The 18619-nt window shown below is 65.9% G+C and carries 18 protein-coding genes and 1 pseudogene; 10 read left to right on the forward strand and 9 right to left on the reverse strand.

Going from position 1 to position 18619, the window contains the following annotated elements:
• Positions 1-31: 31 nt before the first annotated feature.
• On the reverse strand, positions 32-1465 hold the full coding sequence (locus tag QRT08_RS10050) for a sodium:solute symporter family protein (protein WP_286045812.1): 1434 nt from the start codon (positions 1463-1465) through the stop codon (positions 32-34).
• Between the two features lie 170 nt (positions 1466-1635).
• Here QRT08_RS10050 and QRT08_RS10055 point away from each other — a divergent pair, with 170 nt between their 5' ends.
• The 6 genes from QRT08_RS10055 (at position 1636) to QRT08_RS10080 (ending at position 7081) form a co-directional block, all read left to right on the forward strand.
• Positions 1636-2637, forward strand: a complete 1002-nt coding sequence (locus QRT08_RS10055; RefSeq protein WP_286045813.1) for an agmatinase family protein — start codon at positions 1636-1638, stop codon at positions 2635-2637.
• 855 nt (positions 2638-3492) lie between these two features.
• Positions 3493-4182: an AAA family ATPase gene (locus QRT08_RS10060; RefSeq protein WP_286045814.1), complete on the forward strand. Its 690-nt coding sequence runs from the start codon at positions 3493-3495 to the stop codon at positions 4180-4182.
• A complete protein-coding gene (locus QRT08_RS10065) occupies positions 4121-4495 on the forward strand; it encodes a hypothetical protein (RefSeq protein ID WP_286045815.1) in 375 nt (124 codons plus the stop codon). The genes QRT08_RS10060 and QRT08_RS10065 overlap by 62 nt, the downstream gene beginning before the upstream one ends.
• Positions 4488-5648, forward strand: a complete 1161-nt coding sequence (locus QRT08_RS10070) for a hypothetical protein (RefSeq protein ID WP_286045816.1) — start codon at positions 4488-4490, stop codon at positions 5646-5648. Before QRT08_RS10065 ends, QRT08_RS10070 begins: the two co-directional genes overlap by 8 nt.
• An 858-nt stretch (positions 5649-6506) precedes the next feature.
• Entirely contained in the window at positions 6507-6755 is a 249-nt protein-coding gene (locus QRT08_RS10075; protein WP_286045817.1) for a DUF433 domain-containing protein, read from the forward strand.
• Positions 6752-7081, forward strand: a complete 330-nt coding sequence (locus tag QRT08_RS10080; RefSeq protein WP_286045818.1) for a DUF5615 family PIN-like protein — start codon at positions 6752-6754, stop codon at positions 7079-7081. Before QRT08_RS10075 ends, QRT08_RS10080 begins: the two co-directional genes overlap by 4 nt.
• Before the next feature lie 395 nt (positions 7082-7476).
• On the opposite strand, the gene QRT08_RS10085 is transcribed toward QRT08_RS10080, so the two are convergent.
• From QRT08_RS10085 to QRT08_RS10105, 5 genes and pseudogenes are all read right to left on the reverse strand, one after another.
• Positions 7477-7884, reverse strand: coding sequence for a DUF2391 family protein (locus QRT08_RS10085; RefSeq protein ID WP_286045819.1), 408 nt, complete (start codon positions 7882-7884; stop codon positions 7477-7479).
• Positions 7885-7931: 47 nt separating this feature from the next.
• Positions 7932-9848: a cation:proton antiporter domain-containing protein gene (locus QRT08_RS10090; RefSeq protein ID WP_286045820.1), complete on the reverse strand. Its 1917-nt coding sequence runs from the start codon at positions 9846-9848 to the stop codon at positions 7932-7934.
• Positions 9849-9954: 106 nt separating this feature from the next.
• Complete coding sequence (locus QRT08_RS10095) at positions 9955-11940, reverse strand: AMP-dependent synthetase/ligase (protein WP_286045821.1); 1986 nt, start codon at positions 11938-11940, stop codon at positions 9955-9957.
• A 117-nt stretch (positions 11941-12057) separates the two neighbouring features.
• Positions 12058-12159, reverse strand: a pseudogene (locus QRT08_RS10100) (AEC family transporter); the annotation flags it as partial.
• Positions 12160-12252: 93 nt separating this feature from the next.
• Positions 12253-13170, reverse strand: coding sequence for an MBL fold metallo-hydrolase (locus QRT08_RS10105; RefSeq protein ID WP_286045822.1), 918 nt, complete (start codon positions 13168-13170; stop codon positions 12253-12255).
• Positions 13171-13262: 92 nt separating this feature from the next.
• On the opposite strand from QRT08_RS10105, the gene serS reads away from it, so the two are divergent.
• On the forward strand, positions 13263-14618 hold the full coding sequence (serS, locus tag QRT08_RS10110; protein WP_286045823.1) for a serine--tRNA ligase: 1356 nt from the start codon (positions 13263-13265) through the stop codon (positions 14616-14618).
• On the opposite strand, the gene QRT08_RS10115 is transcribed toward serS, so the two are convergent.
• Together QRT08_RS10115 and QRT08_RS10120 are read right to left on the reverse strand one after the other, a co-directional pair.
• Positions 14619-15092, reverse strand: a complete 474-nt coding sequence (locus QRT08_RS10115) for a type II toxin-antitoxin system VapC family toxin (protein WP_286045824.1) — start codon at positions 15090-15092, stop codon at positions 14619-14621.
• Positions 15089-15343 (reverse strand): ribbon-helix-helix protein, CopG family, encoded by a 255-nt coding sequence (locus tag QRT08_RS10120; protein WP_286045825.1) that lies wholly within the window; start codon positions 15341-15343, stop codon positions 15089-15091. The genes QRT08_RS10115 and QRT08_RS10120 overlap by 4 nt, the downstream gene beginning before the upstream one ends.
• A gap of 155 nt (positions 15344-15498) precedes the next feature.
• Here QRT08_RS10120 and QRT08_RS10125 point away from each other — a divergent pair, with 155 nt between their 5' ends.
• The gene (locus tag QRT08_RS10125) at positions 15499-16647 is read left to right on the forward strand and encodes an MFS transporter (RefSeq protein WP_286045826.1); all 1149 of its coding nucleotides are present in this window, start codon (positions 15499-15501) and stop codon (positions 16645-16647) included.
• Here the strand turns inward: QRT08_RS10125 and QRT08_RS10130 are convergent.
• Positions 16635-16952: a nuclear transport factor 2 family protein gene (locus QRT08_RS10130; RefSeq protein ID WP_286045827.1), complete on the reverse strand. Its 318-nt coding sequence runs from the start codon at positions 16950-16952 to the stop codon at positions 16635-16637. The genes QRT08_RS10125 and QRT08_RS10130 overlap by 13 nt on opposite strands.
• 76 nt (positions 16953-17028) lie before the next feature.
• On the opposite strand from QRT08_RS10130, the gene QRT08_RS10135 reads away from it, so the two are divergent.
• Positions 17029-17535, forward strand: a complete 507-nt coding sequence (locus tag QRT08_RS10135) for a DUF367 family protein (RefSeq protein WP_286045828.1) — start codon at positions 17029-17031, stop codon at positions 17533-17535.
• 77 nt (positions 17536-17612) lie between these two features.
• The gene (locus tag QRT08_RS10140) at positions 17613-18578 is read left to right on the forward strand and encodes a patatin-like phospholipase family protein (protein WP_286045829.1); all 966 of its coding nucleotides are present in this window, start codon (positions 17613-17615) and stop codon (positions 18576-18578) included.
• The last annotated feature ends 41 nt before the right edge of the window (positions 18579-18619 follow it).

Consider the following 18619-nt stretch of genomic DNA (forward strand, 5'->3'; position numbering starts at 1 on the left):
GGGGTCGTGCCCAATAAAGCTGCGCGCCCGGTCACTCGATCGTCGGCTCCGAGGACGTGTCCGCGAGCCAGCGTTCGAGCTTCTCGCGCGGCGGCGGCCCGGTCACGAGGCCCACGCCGACGAAGAGGACGAGGCTCGTCGCTAACCCGTAGATGATCGGGAGGTCCGAGGCGAACCCATACAGGGCCATGCTCGCGACGACGACGACCGACCCCCCGACGATCGCCGCGAGCGCCCCCTGCCAGGTCGCGCCCTTCCAGAAAAAGGCGCCCAGGATCGGGACGAAAATCGCGCCGGTCAGCAGGTTGTACGCGAGCGTCAGGGCGTTGATCACGTCGCCGATGGCGACCGCCGCCCAGATGGCGACGGCGCCCAGCACGACGATGCCGAGCCGGGAGGTGTCGGTGTAGCGCTTCTCGCTCGCGTCGGGGTCGACGAACCGGCGGTAGATGTCGTTCGTAAAGAGCGTGCTGGCGGCGAGCAGGGCCGAGTCGGCGGTCGACATCATCGCGGAGATGAACCCCGCGAGGATCAGCCCCGCGAGGCCGACCGGGACTGTCTCGATGACCATCGTCGGCAGCGCGAGGTCGGGGTTCTCGATCGCCGGGAACAGCACGAGCGCGATCATTCCCAGCACGGCGGTCGCGATCCCGTAGACCACCGCGTAGGCACCGGTCGCGACGTTTCCGACTCGCGCCGTGCGGGGGCCGTCGGCGGTGAACACGCGCTGCCAGATGTCCTGGCCGATCATGATCCCGAGGAAGTACAGCAGGAAGTAGGTGAACACCGTCCCCCACCCGATCCCGCCGGGGCTGAAGTAGGAGGGATCGAGTTTGCTCGTGAGCCCCGAGATTCCACCCACTTCGATGAGTCCCAGAGGAAGGGCGAGCGCGAAGATCCCGACGGTCATCACCAGCCACTGGAGGAAGTCGGTGATCGTCACCGAGAGCATCCCCCCGAGGGCCGTGTAGGCGACGACGATAGCACCGGCAAGAACGGTCATCTCCGCGAGGCCGTACCCCGAGAGCGCGCTCAACACGGTGCCGATCGAGATCACCTGCGTGATGGCGATCGTCAGCGCGTAGACGCCCGCGACGACCGCGCCGACGGTCCCCGAATAGGCGTCGAACCGGCGTTCGAGCACCTCGCCCAGCGTGTAGGCCTTGAGGTTCGCCAGTTGGGTCGAGATCAGCAGGCCGATCGCGGCGACGCCCAGCCCCAGCCAGACGACGAGCCACGCCCCCGAGACGCCGTACTGGTAGCCCAATCCGGCGCCGCCGATGGTCGACGCCCCGCCGAGGATCACCGCCGACATCACCGGGACGTACATCCACAGCGGGATGTTCCGCCCCGCGACGAGGTACTCCTCCAACGATTCGGAGCGCCGATACCCCCAGTAGCCGACCGCGATCATCCCGATCAGATAGAGCACGACGATCCCGCCGTCGATGGGTGACGCTACCATGGCTCGACTGTCCGATCGACCCGTATAGAGACGTCGATCCCGGGCGGCGGTCGGTGGCCGACGGGCGGGGTTCGATCGCGCCCCCGCCTCGATCACGGAACGTATAAGCGCCCGCCCGCCTCCACTCCGGACATGACCGACCCCGACGAGACCGGGACGGAGGCCGAGCGATGAGCGAGGACTCGCCCGCCGCCCGATTCCGCGAGCGGGTTCCCGAATCGGACGTCGAACTCGCCTACGCCGGGCTCAACACCTTTCTCAAAGGTGACCCTCGCGACGTCGAGGACCTTTCCACTGCTGACGTCGGCGTGCTCGGCACGCCCTACGACGGCGCGGTGAGCAACCGCCCCGGGGCGCGCTACGGCCCCGAGGCGATCCGCCGGGCCAGCGCCTGGTGGGCGTACCTCTCGGGGTACAAGGGCGGGCTGACGAACATGGGCACGGGCGAACAGGTCGACTTCTCGAAACTGTCCGTTGCGGACTGCGGGGACGTCCCCGTCTTCCCGATGGACCGCGAGACGACCGCCGAGAGCATCACCGCCCACGTCGCGACGGTCGCCCAACGGGCGTTTCCCGTGCTGCTGGGCGGGGATCACTACTGTACCTATCCGGCGTTCGAGGGGTTCGCACAGGGGATCGACGCCGATTCGGTGGGAGTCGTCCAGATCGACGCCCACACCGACACGGTCGCAGAAAGCGCCGTGTTCGGCGAGCACTTCCACGGTTCGAGTACCCACCACATCGTCGACTCGGAGTTCGCGGAGTACGCGAACGTCAGCCAGGTGGGGATCAGGGGCTACGAGAGCCCGGAGTTCTTCGAGTTCGCCGACGACGTGGGCCTGAACCTCTACACGATGAACGAGGTGCGAGAGGAGGGGATCCGGGCGGTCACGGAGCGGGCGGTCGAGGCGGCCGCCGAGGGGGCCGACGCCGTCTACGTCACCTTCGACGTCGACGCGGTCGATCCGTCCGTGGCTCCGGGCACCGGCACGCCGGTTCCAGGTGGGCTGTCGGCCCAGCAGGCGCTGTCCGTGATGGACGTCTTGGGGGCGAGCGAGGCGGTCGGCGCGGTCGACCTGATGGAGGTCGCGCCCACCTACGACCCGACGGAGGGGACCGAGCGATTGGCGGCGTATCTCCTCGTTCGGTTCCTGGAGCGGAAGTTCGCCTAGCCGTTCGATACCTCTTCGGCAACGATCGAGGCCGCTCGTTCATAGGCTTCGTCGAAGCTATCGACATCACTCAAACGGATCCAGAGACTAGAGAACTGCCGTCCGCACCCCGAATCGCGATCGCACTCGAGAACGATTTTCCAGCCGGATGCCTCGTCTTTCAGTCCGTACAAGACTCGCTCGTCACATCGAGGACAACGTGCAGATTCGTGTGGGTAGAGGTACATTGGCGCTCTTGGTCCCCTGTTCTCTTCTAAAACTTCGGACGAGTGTAGAGGAAAGCTAAAGGCACCGTGTCGAGGAGGGAAACGGAAGGGCATGTCCTACGATGGTCCCCGGATATTTCAGGCGCCGTACGGGAACGAAGCGGCGCTAGAGAACTTCCAAAGAACCGTTGTCGACGGTGTGCCGGCGGATCAGATCGGAGAGTACACGGACCGGAGCTTCGAGACGGATCGTGTTCGGCTCTGGGGCACGAAGGAGACGGTTCGAGGGAAATGGAAGGGAATCGAACCGGGCGACTTCCTGATTTTCTATCGGAATGGGACGTACGAATACGCGGTAGAGGTCGTCGCTACCGAGGAGAACGAACCACTCGGGCGAACTGTTTGGCCGAATCACGAGGATGGTAGTCCCTGGATCTGTATCATCTATCTCAACGAACCGATCGAGCTAGGTGTCGATTCGAGTCTCGTTCACGACCTCGCCGGTTACGACATCGACTACCCGATGGGATTCAGCCCGCTGAACGAAATGGGGATCGGCGGTATCAGGGGAAAGTTCGGTTCGATCGAGGAGTTCGTTCATGGGTCGAAGTCCGGATCCGATAGCGCCGAACTCGACCCTCGAAAGCAAGTGCAGGCGGACGTTCCGAAATCGGCCCTGTCGGGACTGTATTTTCCCGACAACGGGGCAGCAGAGCTCATCGGGCAGATTAACGCCGCGATCAACGCGGGGAAACACCTCGTCTTCACCGGACCACCTGGAACTGGAAAAACCGAGATCGCTCGCCGGGTGTCCGAACACCTCGTCGACGAGCATGACGACCTCTATACCGACTACCAGCTCACGACGGCAACGGCCGACTGGTCGACCTTTGAGACCGTAGGTGGGTATATGCCCGAGGAGGCGGGCGACGGCGACCTATCGTTTGAACCCGGACAGGTGCTTCGACGCTTCAAGCGAGGGGGCGAACAACGGAACGAACTGCTGATCGTCGACGAGATCAACCGCGCGGATATCGACAAATCGTTCGGTCAGCTCTTCACGCTACTCTCGGGGCAAGCTGTTCAACTACCGTACAAACGTGGGGGCGAGGAGATCGAGATCCTGCCGGCGAACCGTACCGAAGGGGAACCAAGTGCTCACGAGTACGTCATGCCGACGTCGTGGCGGATCCTGGCAACGATGAACAGCTACGACAAGACCTCTCTCTACGAGCTCTCGTACGCGTTCATGCGTCGGTTCGCGTTCATCCACGTCGATGCTACCCGATCTCCCTGCGGAACCGGATCAGCGGCTCGAGTTGCTGCAAACATATGCTGATATATGGCAACTCGAACCGGACGAGGATACCCTCCGAATCGTCGGCGAAGTATGGAAAGCGACCAACTCGACCATCGATGGTCGGAAGATCGGTCCCGCCATCGTACGGGACATGCTCGCCCACGTCCTCGGTTCCAATACTGAGGTCGAAGCGGCGAGCACGCAGGCCGTGACTAACTACGTGTTCCCACAATTGGAGGGTGTCCCCCGACGAGAACGTATCGTCTCCGAGATAGCGAGGGTCGACGGGATCGACGAAACACGGCTGGAACGACTGGGACGCGACGTACTGGGGGTCAGCATGGATGAATAGGCAGGAACTCCTCGACCAGTTGACTCAGGACGTTCTCGCGTACGTGATGCACGGCGGCTTCTCGGAGGATCGGCTGGCCAGCGAAATCAAACCCGCCGGTCTGGACGAACGGTTCGACGACTACGAGAGCTTGATCCGCCTTCACTTCGTCCTTCGACCGGACGTCGTCGATTTCGTCGAATCGCTGCCCCAACGTCTGCGTAGCGTGAAGACCCAGACGAAGAACACGACCAGAACGAGTCGTGGCCGAGTCGACGGACGTATCGACTGGTCCGCGACGGTTCGGAAGCGCCACTCCAGAAACCCTCGTGACGCGTCGTTGTTCGTCTGCCAGAATCGATCGGAGAGCTATGACACCGACGAGAACGTCGTCCTGAAGCAGCTCCTCTCGGTCATCTACACGACGCTGATCGACTGCGAGCAGTACTTCAAACGGGAGTACGAGTGGGTGACCGATCGCTGGCGAGAGAACCTCGAACTGGTCGATACGATGACCGACCTGTTCGAACGGAACGTACACGTCACAAGGATCAGGGATCCGGAGGAGTACGAACCGACCGAACGGATGCTAGAGCGTGCTGCAAACTCTAGAGAACCGATCTATCGAGACGCGGTAGAACTCCTACGGACGTATCGAAGTAGCCTCGCCGGGGAGGAAGCAGCGATTCGGGAGTTACTCGACGAGACGGCTATCACGCCGAACGACGAGGAAACTCTGCTCGAACTGTTCGTCCTGTTCCGTTTCATCTCCACGATCGAGGACCTCCGTGGTGACGAGTTTCGCCTACGAACGATCGAATCGGGTTCCCAGGAGGTCGCGCGGATGGAAAGCGGGGACACGGAGGTCGTTCTGTACCATGATAACTCCGCTCGCGACAGAGGTCTCCGTTTCGCACCGTCCGAACCGGACAAAGAACGTTCGAACCTCTCTCGTGCAGAGATGGTAAAACGGGAGGCACGAGAGGTGGCAGCGGAGTATTTCGGTACGGACGTCGCATCGGTGTGGACGAAGCGGCCCGACGTGATCGTTCTCGAGGTTCAGGGAGACGACCGGACCGAGTACCTGATCACGGAGATCAAGAACTCCTCGAGGCGGGAGACGATTCAACAGGGAATCGAGGAGACGCTCGAATATCTCGCGTTCCTCCAGTAGGATCACGAGTTCGTCTACGAGGATGACACCGATTACTTCGGTCCTGGCTGGAACGGCCTTCTGGTGGTTCAGGATATCGAGAAAGAAACGACGGATCTCCAAGATCAGCGGTCGATCAGGATTCTACAGGCGAGCGAAGTTCAGAAGCGACTCGAAGAAGTTCTTCGGAACGTCGCGATATAGACCCCGAGGAGCGAAAACGCCTGCAGGCCGAGATCGACGCGGCGGCGTTTCACGCCTACGGGCTGAGTAGTGAAGAGACGCGGTTCGTCTGCGAGGATTTCCACCGGGTGCAGAACCCGCGGTTGATGACCGACGATTACTTCGATCTCGTGGTCGAGGTCTATGACGAGCTAGCCGATCGCGGTCCGCTGCCGTGAGGAGCGAAGCGACGAGCGGTTTTTTGTCGCCAGAAACCGGAGGTTTCTGGCTGCTAACCAGAACGCGGAGCGTTCTGGTGGTGTGGTCAGAAAGCTTCGCTTTCTGACTGTCTGCCGGACGTAGTCCGGCAATGGAGGAGATTTTTGCGGCGAGTGGTTCCCACAGCGAGCGAACGCGAGCGAGGAAACCCGAGCCGGAAAAAGGTCCGTGTAGAACCCCCGGCTGATGACCGACGACTATTTCGATCTCGTGGTCGAGGTCTACGACGAGCTAGCGGAGGAGGGGCCGAAGCCGTAGGCTGTCGGCTGTAGCGGTGCGGTGGCGGAAGGTCTCCTACTGCACCCGCGAACGAACGACGTGAGCGAGCGGCCTTTTTGGGCAGATTTTTGCAAGTGGTTCGACTGAGCGAACGGAGTGAGGGAGGACCCGCAGCAAAAAGGTGCGGGTGTTTATGATCGAAGCCGCCGAAATACGGGCATGACCGAGATCGTCCGAGACCCGGATCACAGCGACGGCGCGCCGACTATCGAAGGGACGGGAATCCGCGTCCTCAACGTCGCCAGCGCGTACGAGCACAGCGGCTACGATCCCGACGAGATCGTCGATCTCTACCCCGCGCTCTCGCTCGCGGACGTCCACACCGCGCTCGCGTTCTACTACGCGAACATCGAGGAGTTCCGGGAAGCGATGGCCGGCGAAGGGACCGGTCGCCCGACTACGGCATGATCTACGCGGATGAGAACGTCTGGATACCCGTCGTCGAGGGGTTACGACGCCGCGATTGGGACGTGACGACCACGCTCGAAGAGGAGACCCTCGGGTACACCGACGAGGAACACATGGAGTACGCTAGAGAACGAGAGTGGGCCGTCCTGACGTTCGATGACGACTTCCTCTCACTCGTCGAAACCGAGAACGCCGACCCCGAGCACCCCGGCGTGATCTACGCCTCTCAACACGGCAGATCCGTAGGAGATCTCGTGAAGAGAATCGACGCAGTACTCCAGCGTCACGATGATCGAGACCTCAGCGGCGAGGTCGTCTTCGCATGACCCGAGCACAGTTGAAACGGCCGAGCGACGTCGGGTTTCTGGGCCGGCAGATCGGCCGACGAGCCAGCGTGTGACCGATAACCGGCAATCGTATAGATGATCGATCGAGCGCTGTACCGCGAGTACCGAGTGAAACGAGGCGTGAGCGGTTTTTTAAAGGAGATTTTTGCGGCGAGTGGTTCCCACGCATGAGTCGGCCGGTCTACGAGGACGGAGGAACTCGACCTCGACTTCCGGGAGTCGATCGAACTGTTGGAGGGACACTGGCGGACCCACGCGTCTAGTTACGCCCGAACGAACGAGTAGTGACCTGCTACGTATACGTTGTACCCGATGTAAACGAGCGTTTCGGCGTGACCGGGGATCGAACGGGCCAGTACGGCCCCGGCTACCGCTCAGCCGTTGAACAGGCTGTCCGCCGTCGCCGCGCCGACGACGCTGAACACCGCGCCGATGCAGACCGCCCGGAGTCCGACGGACCACCCGGCGTCGAAGGTGTCGGGCGCGTCGAAGACGAACGCCAGGAGCGCCACGGAGCCGAAGGCGACCAGCATGAGCGAGACGAACCGAAGCGGGACGCCGGCGACGTCGCGCTCTGCGTCGGGATCCCGATCGCGGTCGGCCGTATAGAGCGCGCCGTAGCCGATCAGCGCGACGATCGCGACGGTAACGACCGCCTGCCAGAGCGCCATGCTGGCCGCGAGCGCCCACACCTCCTCGGTGACGACGAACGGGCCGGCGAGCAGGAAGCCGCCGACGACCTGCTGGGCGAGGTCGGAGGGTCGAAAGCGGGGGCGGCGCATACCGTGGCTCTCCGGTCGAGCCCCTCGGCCCTTTCGATCCGGGCCGGTCAGTCGTGGGGGTGGAACCGATCGATGGCCTCGCGGACCGCCTCGGTCTGCCCGAGGAACGTGACGTGATCGCCGTACTGGAGGGTGTCGTCGGCGTCGGGGACCCGGCTCTCGCCGTCGCGTCCCACGAGCGCGATCAGACACCGGTTCGGGAGGTCCTCCGCGAGCGTGGCGATGGACTTCCCGGCGAGGTCCTCGGAGGTCACCTCGATCTCCTGGACGTCGCCGCTGCGCCCGATCTCGGTCATCCAGTCCGACAGCGCGGGGCGCTCGATGGCGTTGTCGATCGCCCACGCCGTCGCGTCCGTCGAGGAGATCGTCTGCACGCCGAGTTCCTCGAGGGGGTCGACGTTCTTGGGGTCGTTCACCCGGGCGATGACGTCCTCGACGTCGAACGTCGAGCGCGCCAGTTGGGAGACCAGCAGGTTCGTGTCGTCGTCGCCCGTCGCCGCGATGACGGCCTTCGCGTTCTCGATGCCGGCGCTTCGGAGGACGTCGGTGTCGGTGCCGTCACCCTGTTTGACGGTGAAGCCCGCGGAACGCGACGATTGGAGTGTCTCCTCGTCCTCCTCGATGACGACGACGTCCTCCCCGCGTTCGACGAGGCGTTCGGCGAGCGATCGACCGACCTTGCCCGATCCGACGATGAGTACACGCATGGGTAGTATGTCGAGGCGTTCGGCGAACCACCTCGCGGGTCCGCCCTGGAGGACGACGGTGACGACGATCACCATGAAGACCGTCCCCGCGAGGATGTTCGACTGGGCGACGAGCGCCCCTCTGCCCTCCTGGGTGGCGAGGTGCTGGAGTTCGAGGGCAAAGAGCGTCGCGATCGCCGCGGGGATGATCCCCCGCGGCCCGACCGCGCTGACGAACAGTTTCTCCCGGAACGAGAGGCCGGTCCGGACCGTCGAGAGGAAGACCAGAAGCGGGCGCAACACGAGCGCCACGATGGCCACGACCGCGACCCCCGCGAGGCCCATCGACAGCAGGGTGTCGATCTCGATCAGCGCCGCCAGCGCGATGAAGATGAAGGAGAGGACGATCAGCCGGATCGTGCCCTTGAACTCCTCGATCTCCTCGCGGTAGGGGATGTCGACGTTGCCGAGGACGACCCCGGCGGTCGCGACCGCGGCGACGCCGGCCTCGGTGGCGATCGTGTTGGCGACACTGTAGGCGACCAGCGCCCCGGCGAAGGTGATCAGGCGCGCGTTCTCGGGGGCGTTCCCCGAGGAGAGGTCGACGCGCGTGAGGACGTACCAGAGGAGGCCCGCGACGAGCAGGCCGACGCCGACGCCCACCCCCAGGCGTTCGACGAAGCCGACGAGGAAGTTCCGGGGGTCGATCTGCTGGGCGGTGACGGCCTTGAAGATGACCGCCGCCAGGATCGCCGCGGTCACGTCGTTGACGATCCCCTCGGTCTCGAGGGCGGCCCCGACGGGCCGTCGCACCGGGACGATCTCGAGGATGGGCGTGATGACGGTCGGCCCCGTCGCGATCAACAGCGCCCCCACGACGAGCGCGATGCCGATGTCCGCCCCGAGCAGGTAGTAGACGGCCGCCGCGGTGCCCAGAAACGAGATCAGCGAGCCGACGGTGATCAGGCGAACGGCGGCCACGGGCGACTGGCGCAGTTTGTCGACGTGGAGGTGAAAGGCCCCCTCGAAGACGATGATCGCGACGCTGAGGCCGACGATCGTCGACAGCGAGCCCCCGAAGGCGCTTTGAGTGACGATCCCGAGGACCTTCGGCCCGAGGACGATCCCCGAGAGGATCAGGAACAGCACGCTCGGCACCCGATACCGGTCGGCGAGCACCTGCGAGAGCACCCCGAACGCGACGATGGAGGCGACGATCAACAGCAGGTTGGGATCGACGCCCACCGGGAGGAGTTGCGGCGGGATCGCATCGCTCATCACGGTGGCGTACCCGGCGATGCCGCCACGGTGGGGTCGACGGTTCTCGCGGTTCCGGTCATACGCGAGGACCTATGGAACCCGCCCGGATAAAGCGCTCCCCTGGTCACTCCGCGTAGATCGCCTCGACCTCGTCGGCGAACCGTTCGAGGATGGTGCGGCGTTTCTTCTTCATCGTCGGGGTGAGCATGCCGTTGTCCTCGGTGAACTCCTCGGGCACCAGCCGGAACTGCTTGATGCGCTCGTGGGGCTCGAAGCCCTCGTTCGCGCGCTCGACCTCCCGCTCGATCCGCCTCCGCACCCGGTCGTCCCGGCAGATCTCGCGCTCGGAGTCGGGGAGGGAGATCCCCTCGATCGCGGCCCACTCGCGGACGCCCTCGGCGCTCGGGACGATCAGCGCCGAGACGAACTTCCGGCCGTCGCCCATCACGAGACACTGCTCGACGAGTTCGCTCGCGGCGAAGGCGTCCTCTAGCGGCCCGGGCGCGACGTTCTTGCCCGTCGAGAGGACGATGATCTGTTTCGCCCGCTCGCGAAAGACGACGTAGCCGTCCGGGCGGATCTCGACGATGTCGCCCGTGCGGAACCACCTCCCGGAGGACGAGCCCTCCGACTCCCCGCTCGCTTCGCTCGTGGGGGCGTCGGTAAAGGATTCGGCGGTGGCCGCCTCGTTCTTCCAGTACCCTCGGGTGACGTTCGGCCCGCGCACGAGGAGTTCGCCCACCTCGCCGTCGGCCTCCCGGCGCTGGCGCTCGCCGACGACCGACTCGTCGACCCTGACCTCGACGTCCGGCAGCGGCGGGCCGATGGTTCCGATCTCGGGGGCATCGATCGGGTTGACCGAGATCACCGGCGAGGTCTCGGTCAGGCCGTATCCCTCCAGAATCGGCAGCCCCATGCCGTGATACAGCGCACAGAGCTCCGGGGAGAGGCTGCCCCCGCCGCTGATGAGGAACGCTATCTCCCCGCCGAGCGCCTCCTTGACCTGGCTGAAGACGAGGCGATCCGCGAGCGCCTGCTTTCCTTTGAGAACGGGCCCCGGCGAGGGGGTTCGGTGATACGCCTTTCCGACCCCGACGGCCCACTCGAAGATCCGCCGTTTCACGCCCGATTCGCTCGCTTGCGAGCGGATCGCGTCGTAGATCTTCTCGTAGACCCGGGGTACGCTCGTGCCCGTCGTCGGACGCACGGCCTGAAAGTCCTCGCGCAGCGTGTCGGGGCTCTCGGCGTACGCCACCGACGCCCCGCTCGCGAACATCAGGAAGTGCCCGGCGAGGCGTTCGAGGACGTGCGCGAGCGGGAGGAAGGAGACGGTCCGGGTGTCGGCGTCGATGGCGGGGAGGCCCCCCTTGTCGGGGCGGGGACCGAAGCGCTTTCGACACTGGTTGACGTTCGCCCGGAGGTTCGCGTGGGTGAGTTCGACGCCCTTCGGCCGGCCCGTCGTCCCGGAGGTGTAGATCAGCGTCGCCAGATCGTCGGGATCGGTCGCGTCGATCCAGTCTTCATACTGCTCGCGGTCGAACCGCTCCGCGCCGCGGTCGTGGAGTTCCGCGAGCGTCAGGACGTTCGCCCGGTCGTCGTAGCCCTCGATCCGGTCCATCACGACGACGAACTCGAGGTCGAGGTCGTCCTCGACGGCCAGCACCCGTTCGAGGCGTTCCTCGTTTTCGACGACGACGCCGCTCGCACCGGGGTCCGAGAGGAGGAACTCGACCTGGTTCGGCGACGATCCGGCGTAGATGGTCGTGACGACCGCGCCCGCGGCGAGCAGACCGAAGTCCGCCTGGGCCCACTCCATGCGGGTGTCCGCGAAGATCCCCACGCGGTCGCCGCGCCCGACGCCGAGGTCGCGAAAGCCCGCCGCGAGGTTGCGGACGACCGACGCCATCTCGCCGTAGGTCAGCGTCGCGAACTCGCCGTCCGGCGCCCGCTCGACGACCGACGGGGTCAACGAGCGGTCGTAGACGCCGCCCTTGTACCGCTGGGCGACCCGCCCCTCGTTCCGGGCGACGCTCTCCTCGAACAGCCGGGCGAGCGTCGACTCGCCGATCACCGCGTCGGTGTACTCGCGTTCGGCCTCGCGCCAGTGCATGGCGTGTGGGTAGCCGACACAGCACGAAAAGTATGCCGGCAACGCGACACATCACTCGTGGCGTTTATCCGCCGGACGCCGCCCCGACGAGGGTCGGGACCTCTCGGAACGCGGACGTTACACCAGCGCGATGAGGACGAACAGCGTCCCGACCGAGACGAGCGTCGTCCCGAAGACGTTCAGCGAGGCGAACTCCCGGTCGCCCCCGAGTTCGCCCGCCGCGCGCAGCCCGGCCCCGACGAGCAGGAGCGCCAGCAGCGCCGCCAGCCGGAGGAAAAGCGCCATTCACCCCGCCTAACGCGCCGACGTCTTTTACCGTTCCGACTCCGCCGACGCGTCCAGATACCCCAGCACGCCCCGCGTGTTCAGGCGCTCCTCGGCGCGGGCCTTGCGCTCGCCCCAGACCTCCGCCATCTCCGTGGTCTCGACGAAGTGCTCGATCACCGCCTCGTCGTCCCCGAGTTCCGCGCGTTTCTCCTCGACGTCCGCGACCCAGTCGGTGAGCACCTCCCTGTAGGTGTCGAGCACCTCGTCGCTCGCGGGCGCGGGCCCGAAGTGGCCGAACAGGAGGGTGTCGGGATCGAGCGAGCGGATCGTCTCGACGTCGTCGAGACAGGCCTCGAGGTCGAAGTTCGCCGGCGGGGAGGTCTGTCGCACGGTTTCCAACTGCGGCACCCAGATGCCCGCGGCGTCGCCCGTCGCCACCACGGACGCATCGGGGTCGTAGTAGATCACCTGGTGGGGGGCGTGACCGGGGGCGTGATACACCTCCAGGCTCCTGTCCCCGAGGTCGATCGTGTCGCCGTCCGAAAGCTCGACGATCCGCTCCTCGGGAACGGGTTTCGGCTCGGCGTAGTACTCCCACTGGTCCTCGACGGCCGCTTTCGTCCCCGCGATCAGGCGCTCGGGATCGACGAGGTGGCGCGCACCGATCTCGTGAACGTGGACCTCGGCGTTCGGACACTCGGCGGCGAGGTAGCCCGCCCCGCCGGCGTGATCCAGGTGGACGTGGGTCGGCGCGATGACCGCGAGGTCCTCGGGGGCGATGCCGATATCATCCATCGCCTCCAGGACGAACTCGTAGTTCGTGCCGATCCCGGTGTCTATCAGGGCGGGGCGCTCCGCGTCGACGACGTAGACCGCGCCGTAGCGCTCGGTGTCGTACATACCGGTGTCGAGGTAGTAGTACTCGGGGCAGCCGTCCACGGGGTAGTAGTCACCGATTGCCATACCCGAACCCGCGAGCCGAGGGGTAAAAACGTTCGTCATCCGGCGGCGAGGCCGATACGCTCTTTTCCCCGGGCGCTGAAGCGGGGACAAGAATGCTCGACCGTTCGATTCTCCGCGAGGACCCCGAAAAAGTGCGCTGGGCGCTCGACGTCAAGGGCGTCGACGTCGACTTAGAGGCGGTCCTCGCGGTCGACGAGGAGTGGCGCGAACTGAAGGCCGAGGGCGATTCGCTTCGTCACGAACGAAACGAGGTGAGCAGGACGATCGGCGAACTCAAACAGGAGGGGAAGGAGGAGGAAGCACAGGCGGCCATCGAGCGGTCGAGCGAGCTGAAAGCCGAGATCGAGCGCGTCGAGGAGCGCGCCGACGAACTCGAGTCGGAACTCGAACGCCACCTCCTCGAACTCCCGAACGTCCCACAGGAGGAGGTCCCCGTCGGCGAGGACGAGTCGGACAACGTCGAGGTCCGACGCGAGGGGTTCGACGCGATCCACGACCTGCCCGAGGACCTCGTCCCCCACTACGAACTCGGCGAGCGCCTGGAGATCATCGACGAGGAGCGCGCGACGAAGGTCTCGGGGAGCGGCTTTTACTTCCTCAAGGGCGACGGCGCGCGACTCGAACACGCGCTGATCCAGTTCATGCTCGCCGTGCACCGCGAGCAGGGCTACGTCGACGTGATGCCGCCGATCCCGGTCAACAGCGAGTCGATGACCGGCACCGGCCAACTCCCGAAGTTCGCCGAGGACGCCTACCGGCTGGAAAACGAGGACCTCTGGCTCTGTCCGACCGCCGAGGTACCGGTCACGAACATGTACCGCGACGAGATCCTGCTGAAGGAGGACCTCCCGCTCAAACACCAGGCGTACACCCCGAACTTCCGCCGCGAGGCCGGCGAACACGGCACCCAGACCCGGGGAATCGTCCGGGTCCACCAGTTCAACAAGGTGGAACTCGTCAATTTCGTCGAACCCGACGAGAGCGACGAACGATTGGAGGAACTCGTCGGCGAGGCCGAGGAGGTCCTCCGGCGCCTCGGGCTTCCCTACCGGATCCTCGAGATGTGTACCGGCGACATGGGCTTCTCGCAGGCCCGCAAGTACGACATCGAGGTGTGGGCACCGGGCGACGACATGGACGACGGCCCCGAGGAGGGCGGGCGCTGGCTCGAGGTCTCCTCGGCCTCGAACTTCGAGGCGTTCCAGGCCCGCCGGGCCGGCCTTCGGTACCGGCCCGAGCGCCACGAGTCCGCCGAGTACCTCCACACGCTCAACGCCTCCGGGGTGGCGCTCCCGCGGGTGATGGTCGCCGTTCTGGAGTACTACCAGAACGCGGACGGGACCGTCACCGTGCCCGAGGAACTGCGCCCCTACATGGGCGGCCAGGAGGTCATCGAGGGCCACGACCCGGTCGGCGAGAGCGCGCTGGGCGCGGGCGAGCGCGAGTAGCTATTCGACGTAGTGGGGGACTACGGTCAGGCCGAACGCGTCGAAATCGCCATCGTAGGTGTAGACGTGGTGGATCCCGAGCGCGTCGGCGTGAGCGGCGATGACGTGATCGGTGAACGAGATCTCGCCGTGGTCGTCGTAGCGCTCGAACCGCGAGACCGCGTCGTCGAAGACGTCGTCCGTGACCCGGCGCAGACGAATCGCGTCGCTCGAATACAGGAGCGTCAGGGCGTCCGTCGCGACCGCGTGTGAGGTGTAGCGCCGGAGGCGCGTCACCGCCTCGTCGAGCACGTAGTCGTTCGTATAGAGCGGGCGATACGGTAGCTCCCCGGTCCGAATCGCCTCGAACGCACTCCGGGCGTCGTCGTGGAGTTCGTCTCGCGGATAGAAGTAGGCGTAGATCGCGCTCGAATCGAGGAACAGCGCGGCCGCTCCCCGACCGTCCGGCCGAAATCGGTCGTCGAGGGTCGTCATGAATCGCTCGCGTAGAGGTCCTCGTCCATCTCGCGGGCATCGGTGGACTCGGTGCCCTCAACGGCCTCGTCGTGGTAGGTGAAGAAGGGGTCGTCCGGATCGGGTCGTGCCCGCTCGTCTACGTACTCCCGTGCCGCACGCCTGAGTGCTTCCTTGATCGACACGCCCTCCTCCTCGGCGAACGCTCTGAACTGCCGATACTCTTCGTCGGTGAGTTCCGTCTGGACGACCTTCGAACTCGACTGGGCCATTACATGCATATAGACGATCACATGTGATACGTATTTCGCATGTACCAGCCTCGTGTATCGGCCCGGTTCGGTCGTGGGAAGCGAACGCGAGCGAAACTACCGGACAAACCGGCACCGACGCGGACGTATTTAGGCGCTCGCTCGGTGGCCGGGGTATGGAGCGTCGAATCCGCTGGACCGCGGCGATCTTCGTCTTCGTCGCGCTCGACGCCGCGAGCCTCCAGATCCGCGGCGCGCTCCTCCCGCAGTTCGAGGCCGCTTTCGATATCTCGCCGGGGCTTCTGGGCCTCGTCGCGCCCGCGGGCACCGCCGGCTTCTTCCTCACTGTTCTGGTCGTGGGCCTCGCCGCCGGCCGGATTCGGGTGCATAGAACCCTCCTACTGGGCGTTCTCGGCGCGGGCGCGTTCCTCCTCGTGATGAGCGGCGCGCCGGTCTATCCCCTCTTTCTGGGCGCGTTGCTCCTTCACGGGATCTCGCTGGGCGGCGTTCGCGCCCTCGACCGGGCGCTGTTGAGCCACCTCTACCCCGAGCGCCGGGGGCGGGTGTTCACGCTGCACGGACTGGCGTGGGCGCTCGGGGCGGTCTCGGGACCGGCGCTCGCGGCGCTCGTGATGCGGATCGCCGACTGGCGGGTCGTCTTCCTCGTGCTCGGACTGGGATTTCTGCCGGTGGCGCTCTCGATCCGAAACCTCCCGATGCCCGAGCGCATGGACGAGGAACGCCCGATCTCGCTTTCGGGTGCGGCGGACCTGGTCCGCGAGCCCACGATTCTGGGGATGACCGGGGCCCTGTTGCTCGTCGGCGGGATCGAGGGGTCGATCTTCACGTGGCTGCCCTACTACGCCGGTACGTCGCTGCCGGCGACGCTCGCCCCGCTCGCGCTCTCGGCGTACCTGCTCGCGTACGTCCCCGGCCGGGTGGCCTACACCGTGCTGGCCGAACGGGTCGGCTACGCGCCCCTCTCGCTCGCGCTCGCCGTTCCCGCGATCCCCGCGATGTACGTCGCGCTGGTCGCCACTGACGGGTATGCGATGCTCGCGGCGGTGTTCGTCCTCGGGCTGTTCATGTGCGGACAGTTCCCCCTGCTGTCGGCGGTCGGCGTCGAGGCCGCAAGCGAGTACAGCGGACCCGTAAACGCCATCTCGACGAGCGCGACCTACGTCGGGATGGCCGTCGTCCCCGCCGTCGTGGGCGCGATCACGGGGGTCTACGGGATCGCGAACGCAATGCTCGTCCCGGTCGTCCTCGTCGTCGGCGCGACGCTGCTGATCGCGGCGACGTGGCTCGCCGCTCACCGCGTGTAGGTGTGGACGGCGGCGACGTCGCCGTCCTCGAACTCGAAGCAGTCGATGAAGTCGAACAGTCCCTCGCCGTCGCCATCGAGCAGTCGCCCGCGAACCGCCACGCCCCCGTCGGCCTCGTAGACGGCCGTGATCTCGTGGGTGGTGTCCTTCATCGGCCGCTTCTCGCGCATGAACGCGACGAACGCCTCGCGCCCCTCGATCGTCCGGTCGGGCCGATAGTGGATGAAATCGGGCGCGAGCAACTCGGCGAGGTCGTCGTAGGCGTGTGAGTCTATCGTGCGATAGTACTCGCGGACGGCGTCCATACGCGCTCCTCGGCGGGACTCGAAAAGAACGTTCGGGACGGGGCGCTTTTACTCGCCGGCCGTCTCCCCTCCGGTAGTGCAGCTTCACGTCCGCTACGAGGGCGACGACGACCCCGAGAAGTGTACGGCCCGCAAGCTCGCCCGGTTCGACCTCGCGGAGCTTCACCGCTCGGACCGGGCGACCCCCTACGGGATCGTGCTCAACCCCCACGCGGAGCAGGCGCTCTCGCCGGCGGACCGCGAGAAAAGCGCCCGACTCGTCGCGCTCGACTGCTCGTGGGAGAGCGCGGGCGAGGCGCTGTTTTCGATGGCCGGCGAGCACCGCGCGCTGCCCTTCCTGGTCGCCGCCAATCCCGTGAACTTCGGCCGGCCGTTTCGCCTCACCACCGTGGAAGCGCTCGCGGCCGGACTGGCCGTCCTCGGCGAGCGCGAGCACGCCGAGTCGATCCTCTCGAAGTTCCGGTGGGGGCACAGTTTCCTCGAACTCAACGACGAACCCCTCCGCCGGTACGCCGCATGCGAGGACTCGACCGAGGTCGTGGAGATTCAGGCCGAGTACCTCGACCGCGGCGAGGGTGATTGAACGACGCCCCGACACCGCCGATTTATCACTCCGTGTATCGAGGACCGATCCATGAGAACCGTCGCCGGAGGCCGCGGATGAGCGAACCGACCCGAGTCGCCATCGCCTGTCAGGGCGGGGGCAGCCACACCGCCTTCACCGCGGGCGTGCTCAAGGGCCTGCTCCCCGAACTCGAACCGGAGTTCGAACTCGTCGGGCTGAGCGGCACCTCCGGGGGAGCGCTCTCGGCGTTCGCGGCGTGGAACGGCCTCTGTACCGACGGCCCCGAGGCGGCCCGCGACCGCCTCGACGCGATCTGGGCCGACATCGCCGCGCGTTCGCCGGTGGAACTGCTGGCGAACGGGTGGCTCCAGTGGGACGCGACCCTCCGTGCCCGCGGCGCGCCGCTGCCGGAGATCAGCCCCTACGACCTGCCGGCCGCCGAGTGGGGCCAGCGCCGACTCCGGCGGGTGATCGAGCGGAACATCGAACTCCGTCGGTGTCGGCGGCTGCTCGAACGCGAGGACACGCCCGAACTGGTGATCGGCACGGTCGACGTCAACAGCGGTCGGTTCGAGACGTTCGTCGACGGCGAGATCACCGCCGACGCGCTGCTGGCCTCGGCGGCGATTCCGACGCTGTTCCCCGCCGTCGAGATCGACGGCCACTACCACTGGGACGGCCTCTTCAGCCAGAACCCGCCCGTGAGGGACCTGATGGGCAACCAGCACCCCGACGAGTTGTGGGTGATCCAGATCAACCCCCAGACCCGCGAGAGCGAACCCCGGACCGTCGAGGAGATCGCCGATCGGCGCAACGAACTCTCGGGCAACATCTCGCTGAACCAGGAACTCCGGTTCGTCGAGCAGGTAAACGAGTGGGTCGAGGCGGGCTACCTCCCGGAGGAGTTCGTCCACACCGATGTCCGGCGGATCGAACTCGGGCGACGGCTTGGCTACCCCTCGAAACTCGACCGCCGCTGGGAGTTCGTCCGTGACCTGATCGAGGCCGGCGAGCGGCGGGCCGCGTCCTTCCTCGGGGACCACCCGTCCGTGGACGGGTGATATCCCCACCAGCCGGTACTGAAGAATAGATTTCTTCGATA

It is taken from the genome of Halalkalicoccus sp. NIPERK01 (genome assembly GCF_030287405.1).
Taxonomy (GTDB): Archaea; Halobacteriota; Halobacteria; order Halobacteriales; family Halalkalicoccaceae; genus Halalkalicoccus.